10 protein-coding genes and 1 pseudogene are annotated in these 10,993 nt (G+C 75.3%); 5 read left to right on the top strand and 6 right to left on the bottom strand.

The window, feature by feature from the left end; translation table 11 throughout:
• Window positions 1-25: 25 nt before the first annotated feature.
• Window positions 26-559 carry a PadR family transcriptional regulator gene (locus tag AB0E96_RS31745; RefSeq protein ID WP_359829234.1) on the bottom strand — a complete coding sequence of 178 codons (534 nt, stop codon included), beginning with the start codon at window positions 557-559 and terminating at the stop codon, window positions 26-28.
• 187 nt (window positions 560-746) lie between these two features.
• On the opposite strand from AB0E96_RS31745, the gene AB0E96_RS31740 reads away from it, so the two are divergent.
• Together AB0E96_RS31740 and AB0E96_RS31735 are read left to right on the top strand one after the other, a co-directional pair.
• Complete coding sequence (locus AB0E96_RS31740) at window positions 747-1,517, top strand: alpha/beta hydrolase (protein ID WP_359829233.1); 771 nt, start codon at window positions 747-749, stop codon at window positions 1,515-1,517.
• A gap of 105 nt (window positions 1,518-1,622) precedes the next feature.
• Window positions 1,623-2,546 (top strand): aminoglycoside phosphotransferase family protein, encoded by a 924-nt coding sequence (locus AB0E96_RS31735; RefSeq protein WP_359829232.1) that lies wholly within the window; start codon window positions 1,623-1,625, stop codon window positions 2,544-2,546.
• A gap of 75 nt (window positions 2,547-2,621) precedes the next feature.
• On the opposite strand, the gene AB0E96_RS31730 is transcribed toward AB0E96_RS31735, so the two are convergent.
• The 5 genes from AB0E96_RS31730 to AB0E96_RS31710 all read right to left on the bottom strand — a co-directional run bounded on the left by AB0E96_RS31730 (window position 2,622) and on the right by AB0E96_RS31710 (window position 6,916).
• A complete protein-coding gene (locus AB0E96_RS31730; protein WP_359829231.1) occupies window positions 2,622-3,485 on the bottom strand; it encodes a biotin-dependent carboxyltransferase family protein in 864 nt (287 codons plus the stop codon).
• 12 nt (window positions 3,486-3,497) lie between these two features.
• On the bottom strand, window positions 3,498-4,124 hold the full coding sequence (gene pxpB / locus AB0E96_RS31725) for a 5-oxoprolinase subunit PxpB (RefSeq protein ID WP_359829230.1): 627 nt from the start codon (window positions 4,122-4,124) through the stop codon (window positions 3,498-3,500).
• Window positions 4,121-4,885 carry a 5-oxoprolinase subunit PxpA gene (locus AB0E96_RS31720; RefSeq protein ID WP_359829236.1) on the bottom strand — a complete coding sequence of 255 codons (765 nt, stop codon included), beginning with the start codon at window positions 4,883-4,885 and terminating at the stop codon, window positions 4,121-4,123. The genes pxpB and AB0E96_RS31720 overlap by 4 nt, the downstream gene beginning before the upstream one ends.
• A 192-nt stretch (window positions 4,886-5,077) precedes the next feature.
• Complete coding sequence (locus AB0E96_RS31715) at window positions 5,078-5,629, bottom strand: hypothetical protein (RefSeq protein ID WP_359829229.1); 552 nt, start codon at window positions 5,627-5,629, stop codon at window positions 5,078-5,080.
• A 219-nt stretch (window positions 5,630-5,848) separates the two neighbouring features.
• Window positions 5,849-6,916 carry an IPT/TIG domain-containing protein gene (locus tag AB0E96_RS31710; RefSeq protein WP_359829228.1) on the bottom strand — a complete coding sequence of 356 codons (1,068 nt, stop codon included), beginning with the start codon at window positions 6,914-6,916 and terminating at the stop codon, window positions 5,849-5,851.
• Between the two features lie 194 nt (window positions 6,917-7,110).
• Here AB0E96_RS31710 and AB0E96_RS31705 point away from each other — a divergent pair, with 194 nt between their 5' ends.
• The 3 genes and pseudogenes from AB0E96_RS31705 to AB0E96_RS31695 all read left to right on the top strand — a co-directional run.
• Entirely contained in the window at window positions 7,111-8,640 is a 1,530-nt protein-coding gene (locus AB0E96_RS31705) for a hypothetical protein (RefSeq protein WP_359829235.1), read from the top strand.
• 101 nt (window positions 8,641-8,741) lie between these two features.
• Entirely contained in the window at window positions 8,742-9,617 is an 876-nt protein-coding gene (locus AB0E96_RS31700) for a hypothetical protein (RefSeq protein WP_359829227.1), read from the top strand.
• A 116-nt stretch (window positions 9,618-9,733) separates the two neighbouring features.
• Window positions 9,734-10,993, top strand: a pseudogene (locus tag AB0E96_RS31695) (hypothetical protein); the annotation flags it as partial.

Raw genomic sequence — 10,993 nt, 5'->3', positions numbered from 1 at the left:
CGCGGCGCGTTCGGGGCCGGTCCGGCTACCGCTCGCCGCCCTCCAGGTCGGCCAGGGTCGCCCGCAGCCAGGCGAGTTCGGCCTCGGTGGTGGCGCGGGCGACCAGGAGCAGGCCGCGTCGGAACGGGTCGGCGAACTCCTCGGCGCCGACGGGGCGGTCGCCCTCGTAGAAGAAGCTCGCGGGCTCGGCGAGGAAATCCAGTCGGCGGCGGAGCACGGCGGCCTGGGCGGCCGGGTCGGCGAGGTGTCGCAGGAAGGCGAGCAGGGTGAACCAGCGGTTCTCGTCGCTGACGTCGAGCGGCTCGGGTGCGCGCAGCCGGTCGAGCAGCGCGGTGCGGCCGGCGTCGGTGAGGTGCAGGGTGTGCCGGGGTGCCGCGGCGCTGCCCGGTTCGGTCTCGCGGACCAGCAGGCCGTCCGCCTCCAGGCGCTTGATCGCGGGGTAGAGCGTGCCGTCGCTGATCGGGCGGACGTGGCCGGTGAGCGCGGCGAGGTGGCGGCGCAGCTCGTAGCCGTGGAGGGGGCGGTCGTACAGGAACCCGAGGATCGCGAGCTTCAGCATGGGGCCACTCTCTCAGATCCTTCCCTCGGGGCATGGGTATCTCGTTTACGCTATACCTCGGATTCGATGTATTGTCCTGGCCGTCCGCCGGAATCCCCGGAGTCGGCGCCCACCGCGGGTGCCCTTCGCGGCGTCCGTTGTCGGCGCCCGCCGAGGCCGGACCCCCCTGGAAGAGGAGCGATCGAGCATGCGTGAGGCCCCCGTCACCCCGAACGGCGACCGGATCCGCTGGGTCGAGCTGCCCGGCGCCGAGCCGGCCCGGCTCTACCTGCACGGGCTCGGCGCCAGCTCGCCGGCCTACTTCGCGGCCGTCGCCGCCCACCCGCTGCTCGCCGGGCGGCGCTCGCTGCTGTTGGACCTGCTCGGCTTCGGCCTCAGTGACCGTCCGACGGACTTCGGCTACACGCTGGAGGAGCACGCGGACGCGGTCGCGGCGGCGGTCACGGCCGCCGGTCCGGACCGCGTCGAGGTGGTCGGCCACAGCATGGGCGGGGCGGTCGCCGTCGTCCTCGCCCGGCGGCACCCGCACCTGGTCGAGCGGCTGCTCCTGGTGGACGCCAACCTGGACCGGATCGACCCCGACCGGAGCCGGCCCGGCAGCAGCGGCATCGCGGCCTACGGGGAGGCGGAGTTCCTGGCCGGCGGGCGGGACGAAGTCGCCGAGCGGGTCGGCCCGTTCTGGTGGTCCACCATGCGGTTGGCCGGTCCCGAGGCGCTCCACCGCAGCGCCCGCTACCTCGCCCGGGCGACCGAGCCGACCATGCGCGAGCTGCTGCTCGGCCTCGACCTTCCGCGCACCTTCCTCCACCCGGCGGCGGACGGCGAGCCGGCGGGGGCCGGTGAGCTCCGGGCCGCGGGCGTACGGGTGGTCGCGGTACCGGACTGCGGGCACAACATCATGATCGACAATCCGGACGGCTTCGCGGCCGCCGCGGCGGAGGCCCTCGGGAAGGGGTGACCGGATGCGGGTGAGCGCGCGGGGGAATGGAAGCGGGCGGCCGGGGGGGTGTGGGTCGCGGTCCGCCGTAGGCTGAGGTGAATCCGCCCCAGAGGAGTCCGTCCGATGTCCATCGTGGTCCCGCCCGCGCTCGCCGCGTCCCTGGAGGAGTTCCTCGGCGCCGAGGGGCGTGCCTGGGTGGCCCGACTGCCCGCCCTGGCGGTCGAGTCGCTCGACCGCTGGGAGTTGGTCCCGGACGGGCCGGCCGCGCACGGGGTGGTCGGGCTGGTGCTGCCCGTGCTGCGGGCCGACGGGGTGCCGGCCGTGCTCAAGCTCCAGCCCGTGGACGAGGAGACGGTGGGGGAGCCGCTCGCCCTGACGGCCTGGGGCGGCCGGGGTGCCGTCCGGCTGCTCGACCACGAACCGGCCACCGGCTCAATGCTGTTGGAGCGCCTGGACCAGGTGCGTTCCCTGCTCGACCTGCCCGACGACCTCGCCGCGCTGCGGGTGATCGCCGAACTGCTCAGGGAGTTGACGTCCCGTCAGGCACCCTCCGGGATGCGTACGTTGGCGGGCACGGCGAGCGACCTGCTGGACCGGGCCCCGGCCGGTGCCGCCGCCCTCGCCGACCCGGCGGAACGGCGGCTGCTCGCCGACTGCGCGGCCGCCCTGTGCGAGGTCCGGGCCGATCCCGGCGACCGCCTGCTGCACTGGGACCTGCACTACGGCAACGTGCTGGCCCCGCTCCCGGGCAGCGGCCGGGCGCCCTGGCTGGCCATCGATCCCAAACCGCTGGCCGGACACCCCGGATTCGAGCTGCTCCCGGCGCTGCGCAACCGCTGGGCGGACCTGGTGGCCACCGGGGACGTCGCCCGGGCCCTGCGGCGTCGCTTCGACCTGGTGACGGAGGTGCTGGAGCTGGACCGCCGGGTGGCGGCGGGCTGGGCGCTCGCCCGGGTGCTGCAGAACGCGCTCTGGACGGTCGAGGAGGGCGGCGCGGCGTTCGATCCGGCCCAACGCGCGATCGCCGAGCTGCTGTTGGGGCGCTGAGCTCGGCGTGTGCCGAGCCCCCGGCGTTCGTGGGTGCCCTCGGCGCTCGTGGCGCCGCTCGGGCCCGGAACTCCCTCAGCGCTCCCGCAGGGGAACGAAGCGCACCGGTGTCCCCGGTCGGGCCTGGGCGGCGGCCGCGAGATCGGCGGCCGGTACGACGCCGACCACCGGGTAGCCGCCGGTGGTCGGGTGGTCGGCCAGGAACACCACCGGCTGCCCGTCCGGCGGAATCTGCACCGCGCCCAACACCATGCCCTCGCTGGCCAGTTCGCCGCCTCGGGCGCGGACGACCGGCGGCCCCTCGGTGCGCAGTCCGACCCGGTTTCCGGTCGGTGAGACCAGGTACCGGTCGCGTCCGAGCCGGGCCACCGCCTCCGGGGTGAACCAGTCCGTGCGCGGTCCGAGCCGCAGCCGCAGCACCAGTTCGGTCGGGGGCGCGGGCATGGGAACCAGCTCCGGCCGGGCCCGGTACGGCGGCGCGACGCCGACCGGCAGCCGGTCCCCGGCGGTCAGCGGGGCCGGCCCGAGTCCGGAGAGTAGGTCCGCCGAGCGGCTGCCGAGCACCGCCGGGACGGCGATCCCGCCGGCCACCGCCAGGTAGCCGCGCACCCCGGCCGTCGCGGCCCCGACCTCGACCACGGATCCGGCCGGCACCACGACCGGCGCACCCCAGGCGACCGGCCGGCCGTCCACCCGGACGGGTGAGGGAGCGCCGGTGACGGCGACCAGCGCCGTCCCGACGGCGCGCAGCGCGACCCCGCCGAGCGTGGTCTCCAGCCCGGCCGTCCCGGGTTCGTTGCCCACCAGCCGGTTGGCCGCCCGCAGCGCCGGCTCGTCCAGGGCCCCGGCCCTGGGCACCCCGAGGTGGGCGACTCCGCGCCGCCCGAGGTCCTGGACCGTGGTCAGCGGCCCCGGCCGTACCACCACCAGTTCGTTCAACTCGGCGTCTCCTCAGGCCCGTTCCGCGGTGAACCGGACCCGGGTGCCCGGGGACAGCAGGGCCGGCGGCTCGCGGTCGGTGTCCCACAGCGGGAGTGCCGTGCGGCCGACCAGCTGCCAGCCGCCGGGGGAGGGGTGCGGATAGACCCCGGTGTACGGGCCGGCCAGGGCGACCGAGCCGGCCGGGACGGAACTGCGCGGGGTGGCCCGGCGCGGCACGTCGAACCGTGCCGGGAGCCCGGTGAGGTAGCCGAAGCCGGGGGCGAAGCCGCAGAACGCGACGACGTACTCGGGCTCGGTGTGGATCCGTACGGCGGCTTCCTCGGACACCTCCCACAGTGCGGCGACCTCGGCCAGGTCGGCGCCGTCGTACACGGTCGGGACCTCCACCAGCGGCCCGCGCGCCGCCCCGGCCGCCACCGGGCGGGCGGTGCGCAGCAGCGCCGCCACCGCGTCGACGTCCGCGACGCCGTCCAGCAGCAGGGTGCGCGCGGCCGGCACCAGCTCCTCCACCGCGCCGAGCTCCCCGGCCTCCCGGCGCTCGCCCAGCCAGCCGTACAGCGCCGCCACCTCGGCCGTCCCGGGCAGTTCGACCAGCAGCGCCCGTTCACCGACCCGGCGCACCGCCCCGACCGTCACGTGAAGGCCTCCACCCGGACCCCGGCGGAGGCCAGGGCGCCCCGGATCCGCCAGGCGAGCTGGGCGGCACCGGGGGTGTCGCCGTGGACGCAGAGCGAGCGGGCCTCGACGGGGATCCGCTCGCCGCCGGCGGCCTCCACCGTGCCGTCCCGGGCGATGCCGACGGCCCGGGTGATGACCGACTCGGGGTCGTGCACGACGGCGTCCGGCTCGCGGCGCGGCACGAGGGAGCCGGTGCGGGTGTACGCGCGGTCCGCGAAGGCCTCGGCGACCACCGGGAGGCCGACGCCCTCGGCCACCTCCAGCAGCAGCGAGCCCGGCAGGCCCAGCACCGGCAGCGGGCCGTCGCAGACCGCGCCGGCCCGCAGCACTCCGGCCACCACGGCCTCGGCCTGCTCGGAGTCGCCGACCACCCGGTTGTAGAGGGCGCCGTGCGGTTTGACGTAGGAGACCTTGGATCCGGCCGCGCGGGCGAACACCTGGAGGGCGCCGATCTGGTACGCGATCTCGTCGGCGAGCTCCTCCGGGGGGACGTCCATCGCGCGGCGGCCGAATCCGGCCAGGTCACGGTAGGAGACCTGGGCGCCGATCCGGACACCGCGCTCGGCGGCCAGGGAGCAGACCCGGCGCATCGTCGACGGGTCCCCGGCGTGGAACCCGCAGGCGACGTTGGCACTGGTCACCACGGAGAGCAGCGCCTCGTCGTCGGTCAGGGTCCAGCGTCCGAACCCCTCGCCGAGGTCCGCATTGAGATCGATCACCGCATCGGCCACGCCCGTCCGCCTCCCAGCAGCTGTTGAGCCAGATGGTAGGGCCTGCGGATGAAGGCCGTTGCCCGTGACCCGGTGGCCCGCCGCCCCGGGGCGTGTGGCCAGGGGCGCACGCCCCGGGGCGGCGCCGCGCGGGGTGGCGACGGGGACTGCGGGGCCGCGCCGCGGTGTGGGGTGCCCGGTTCAGCCGGCGGTCGCCGGCATCCGGAAGGACCGCTCCAGTGGGCGCAGCGCCCGCAGCACGATCAGGAGCGGCACGACGCCGAAGACCCCGAACGACATGTCGATGAATCTCCATGTCAATGGAATCCCGCGCAGCGGCCCGCAGATCAGTGCCAGCGGAATGACGCCGGCGCAGGCGAGCACGGCCCAGCGGATCACCCAGATGTTGCGGACCGGGTCCCTGAGCGGACCCCGGAAGGCGGCGGCGATCACCAGGTGGGCGAAGGCCAGCCAGTCGGTGCCGTAGGCCAGGAAGGGGTAGCGCGCGTTGGTCTCGGCGACGCCGGCGTGGACCCGTTCGAGCCAGTCCATCGCGGCGGGGAGGCGGTCGCTCAGCGGTGCGGCCGGGCCGGAGGCGAAGTCGACCAGCCAGCGGGTCTCGGTCTCCAGCGGGAACGCGGTGAGGCCGCTGAGCACCAGGCAGACCAGGAAGAGCCAGAGCCACCGCCGGACCTTGCGAAGGATGACCGCGGAGTCGCCGTCCATCTCGCCCACCTCCATGATGCCGGGCATGCCGAGCATGCCGAAGTGCGGACGGAGCCTTGTCCCGCCTGCGCGGAACCGACTCTAGACCCATCTTTTGAACGTGTTCAACTAGCCCTCCGAGTGGCCCCGGCCCCGGCCCCGGCCCCGGCCCCGGCCCAGTCCGGCCCCGGCCCGGCTCGGAACGCAGCGGTGCCCGGACTCCGAGGAGCCCGGGCACCGACGGCGGGCGGCACGCCGCCCGAACCGTTACGCCGTGTAGGTGTACGTCACCGGCGCGCTCGTCCCTCCCGCCGTGGTGACCGTCACGTCCACCGGCCCGGGCTGGGCGCCCGCCGGGGCCGTGGCCGTGCAGTAGGACGGCCCGCACGAGACGTGGGTGGCCGGCACCCCGCCGAAGGCCACCGTCCCGTACGTCAGGTTGCTGCCGGACACCGTCACCCGGGTGCCGCCGGCGACCGGGCCGGAGGCGTCGTAGAGGGCGCCGACCGTCGGCGCGGCCGGGGTCGGCGGGGTGCCGGTGTAGTCGAAGGCGGCCGGTGCGGCGGCCGTGCCGCCGGGCGTCACCACGCTGACCGGGGCGCTGCCCGAGCCTGCGGGCGTGGTCACCGTGCACGAGGTGTCGGTGCAGCGGCCGGGTGCCGGGAGGCCGCCGACCAGCACCATGCCGTTGGCCAGGTTGCTGCCGCTGACGGTCACCGCGGTGCCGCCCGCGGCCGGGCCGGTGGTGGTGTCGAGGCCGGAGACGGCCGGTGCGGCCTGGACGGTCGCGGGCAGGAAGCTCTTGCTGCCGAGGTCGTAGCCGGACACGTGCCCGGTCGGGTCGGTGTCGTTCGGGTTGGCGACAGTGGCGGTGATCACGCCGGCGATCGGCACCCCGGGCGTGGTGGCCAGGTTGAGCTTCATGAAGTTGTACGACCCGGGCGCCCGGGTGGCGGTGAACACGGCCTCCAGGTGGCGGTGGTCGGGGGAGAGGGTCGTGGTGAAGGTGTAGTCCTTCGGGACGGGGAAGAACATCGCGCCGTCGGTGGTGACGCCCGGCGGCAGGTCCAGGGTGATGTGCGTCGGTCCGGTCAGGTCCGCGGTGCCCGACGCGGTCCAGTCCACCGACATGTTGCCGGTGGTGAAGAAGCCGCCCGGGTAGTTCCCGTTCTGCGACACGGTCACGTGCTGGGCGGAGGTCGACGTCTGCCGGGCGGCGGCCGGTGTCGCGCCGGCCGTGGCGGCCGTGGCGCCGGTGGCGAGGGCGGCGCCGGTGGCGAAGGTGGTCACGGACAGCGCGGCGGTGAGGCCCGCTTTGGCCAGTCGGGTGATCATAGGTCGATCATCACCGAACCAACGCGCCGCCCTCACGGTTTTCTCGAATGCCGGTTCGAGAATGGCGGAATTCCATCGAAACGGTGTTCTGAATCGGCCCTTCGCGCCGCCGCCCACCTGCCGCTCCGCCCGTCCGCAAGGTCCGTTTCGGTCGATGTCGGTGCGAACCTCTAATCTTGTCCTCCGTGACCGCCATCGCAGACCCGCCCACCGAGCCCGGCCTCCGTCCTCCCGCCGGCCCGGCCGTCGCGCGCCCCGCGCCCGGCCCCGCCGCCGACGAGGGCCTGGCCCGCCGGCTCAAGGCGCTGGCCTGCACCGCCCCGCTGCACGACCTGGACAACCGCAAGGTCAACCTGGCCGGCGAGTACGGCGGCTACGCGATGGCCGAGGTCGGTCTCGCCGCGATCGACCTGGTCACCCTGAACATGGACTTCGACACCGGGGCCGACCGCGACACGGTGCTCGCCCGGCTGCTGCCCCGGGTCGCCGCCCAGGCCGTCGGCCGCCCCGCCGTCGAGCACGAGCGGGTCGCCCGCTGGGTGCTGGAGTCGCTGATCAACGTCGGCAGCGTGGACCGCGGCTTCCGCGCCGTCTACGGCACCTTCGGCGCGGACGGCGAGTACGTCCGCCGCGACTACGACTTCAAGCTGATCGAAGAGGTCCCCGGCCCCGACGGCGGCGTCTACCTGCGCACCACCGACGAGGCGGTCAACGTCCTGGTCGGCGCGCTCGACACCGACGTCACCTCGGCCCAGATCGCCGCCGAGGTCAAGCTGGAGGTGCTGATCCGCCGCGGCCGCCTGGCCGACGCCCAGCTCGCCGCCGAGCAGGCCCGCTACCGCACCGTCCAGTACGCCGAGACGCTGCGCCGCGCCCTGGACGCCACCCGCCGCAACGTCCGGGCGGTCGACTGGATGCGCGCCGTTCCGGACCTCATCGAGGAGGCGCTGGACCACATCGCGGACCGCTACCGGCACGAGAACGCGATTCTCACCAACATCCGCAAGGCCCGCGACGAGGCCGAGGACCCGGAGCACAAGCGCCGCGCCGCCGAGCTGGTCGACATCGTCAAGGACTGCATCCGCCGCCACACCCAGCTCCAGACCCGCCTCCTGGAGGCCGGTCCGCTGTTCCGCGCCGAGCAGGACCGGCAGGCCTTCGCCGCCCCCGGCGCCCGCAGCGGCATCGACCTCTACGGGCAGCTGCTCGCCCCCGTGCTGCGGCTGCCGATAGAGCAGGCCGTCCGCCCCACCGGCGCGTTCTTCGCCCGCGGCGCCGGTCTGCGCACCCCGGTCTCGGTCCGGGTCGCCGACCTCGTCGACCTGCTGCTCACCCCGCCGGTCGAACGCGAGCACCTCGGCGCCGAGCTGCCCGACCCGGACCTCGTCGCCACCCCGGACGACAGCCGCTTCTCCGAGGCCCAGCTGGAGTCCGCGATGCTCCTGCTCGACCTGCCCCCGGACGCCCCCCGCCGGCTCTCCGGCCTGCTCGCCGACGCCCGCAAGCAGGACCCGGACCTCCCGTACCTGGTCGCCCTGCTCGCCGTGCACGCGGCCAGCCCGCCGGTCGGCACCGCCTACCGCCAGGGCGAGGAGCGGCTGCTGTTCGCCGTGGACGACGGCACCCCGCTGCGCGACCCGGAGTTCGGCGGCGCCGACCTGATCGTCGGCAGCGCCCTGCTCGACGCGGTCGGCATGGCCGCCGACCGCAAGGACGCCGGCTGACCGGCCGGGAAGCACCCCGCGACGAGACCTGCCGGAAACGACCAGCCGGAACCGACCTTGACGAACCGTAACCACCGCGCCACCCCCGAGGAGCACCGCCCGTGACGACCCACCACGACACGTCCTGGGCGGCCGAGAGCGAACCCGCGGCCCCCGCGCCGATCACCCCGGCCGATGTCGCGGACGCCGCCCGGCTGGTCTCCTTCGGCCTCCAGGCCAAGCTGCTGCCCGCGCGGGACGCCGAGTACGCCGAGCTGGTGCGCCGCCACCGCGAGGACCCGCCGTTCGCCCGCCTCGCCGACGCCATCGCCACCGGCATGGGCCTGGTCGTCCTGGAGGTCTCCCCGCGGGCCGGCATGGCCGTGGCCGCCGCCGAGGACTCGCTGTTCGCCGTCCGGATGGGCGACTACTCGCGCCGCGCCGCCTCCGAGTCCACCGACCGCTTCCTGCACGGCCTCGCCCACCTGGCCGTCGCCGCGATGGCCTTCCCCCGCCCTGAGGACCTCGCCGACGACGGCTACCTCGGCCGGATCACCGTCAACGGCGTCGACTCCTTCGTCCGCCAGGCCTGCCGCCGCCTGGAGGAGCAGGCCGGCGCCGAGGGGGCCAACACCGACCCGGCCTCCGACGCCCCCGGCCTGGAGGCCGCCTGGCGGGTCTGGGCCCGGCGCACCGCCACCGGCGCCACCAAGGACGCCCGCCGGCTCTCCGGCTCCACCATCGGCATCGTCGCCAAGGCCGTGATGTTCCTGGTCGACTCCGGCTTCCTCCAGAAGGTCTCCGACGACTCCGGCGGCACCTACCGCACCACCGCCCGCTACCAGCTCCAGGTGCGCGACCTGGCCGGCAGCGCCGCGATGGCCGAACTGCTCGACCTCGGCATCGTCCCGGTCTCCGACGGCACCGCCAGCCTGCTGCCGCCCGACACCGGCGACGAACTGGTCGCCGACGCGGGGCTGCCCTTCCACTCGCTCTGAGCCCCGGCGCTCCGAGCCCACCCGCTCCGCGCCCACCGCGCCGGCCCCGGACCACCCGCCCGGGCCGGCCCGCCGCCCGTCCCTCACGCCACGCAAGCCACGGAGAACCGCCGCACATGTACGAGCTCAACCGGGTCCGCCTCTACTCGATCGGACCGGCCGGCGCCCGCTACGCCGACACGGTGCTCGACCTGCGCGGCGTCGGCGAGCCGGTCGCCGACCCGGCCCCGCAGCAGATCGGCCTGTTCGGCGAGGACGTCGACGGCCCGGTCCGCCGCCCCGCCCCCGCGGGCGTGCTCTTCCTGGAGAACGGCGGCGGCAAGTCCGTCCTGCTCAAGCTGATCTTCTCGGTGATGCTCCCCGGCCACCGCAACACCCTCGGCGGCGCCAGCTCCGGCGTGCTGCGCAAGTTCCTGCTCGCCGACGACTGCGGCCACGTCGCCCTGGAGTGGCAGCACACCGTCACCGGCGAGCTGATCGTGGTCGGCAAGGTCAGCGAGTGGCGCGGCCGCCAGGTCTCCTCCGACCCCCGCAAGTTCGCCGAGACCTGGTACTCCTTCCGCCCCGGCGCCGGCCTGACCCTCGACTCGCTGCCGGTCGCCGAACGGGTCAGCCTGGCCGGCGACCAGAAGGCCCGCGGCCGCCGCCGCACCATGAAGGGCTTCCGCGACGCCCTCACCGAGGCCGGCAAGGCCCACCCCCACCTCGACCTGGTCTTCGAGGACGGCCACGACCGCTGGACCGAGCACCTCGGCGAGCTCGGCCTCGACCCCGAACTCTTCCGCTACCAGCGCGAGATGAACGCCGACGAGGGCGAGGCGGCCGGCCTCTTCGCGGTCAAGCACGACAGCGACTTCACCGACCTCCTGCTGCGCGCCGTCACCGACACCCGGGACACCGACGGCCTCGCCGACCTCGTGCACGGCTTCGCCGCCAAGCTCGGCCGCCGCGCCGAACTCACCGCCGAACGCGACTTCACCGCGGGGTCGTTGGACCTGCTGGAGCGCATCGCCGAGGCCACCACCGCCCGCGAGACCGTCCGCGAGGCCCACCGCACCGCGGAGCGCCGCACCCGCCGCCTCGCCCACGCCCTCGCCTCCCGCGCCACCGCCGAACGCGACCGCGCCCAGGACCTCGCCATCGAGGTCGCCGCCGCCGCGGGCGCCGTCACCGCGGCCGAGGCCGACCGCACCCGGCACAGCCTGATCACCGACGAACTCACCCACCGGCACGCCACGTTGAGCCTCACCGCGGCCACCGCCGAGGCCGCCGCGCTGCGCCGCGAACTCATCGACGCCCGCACCCTGCACTCGGCCTGGCAGGCCGCCGAGGCGGTGCTGCGCCAGCGCGCCGCCGCCGACCGGGTCACCCGGGTC

Origin of the sequence: Kitasatospora sp. NPDC036755, assembly GCF_040636595.1 — a bacterium.
GTDB lineage: Bacteria > Actinomycetota > Actinomycetes > Streptomycetales > Streptomycetaceae > Kitasatospora.
The sequence above is the reverse complement of the archived record's forward strand: the minus strand, read 5'-3'. Positions and strand labels throughout refer to the sequence as shown.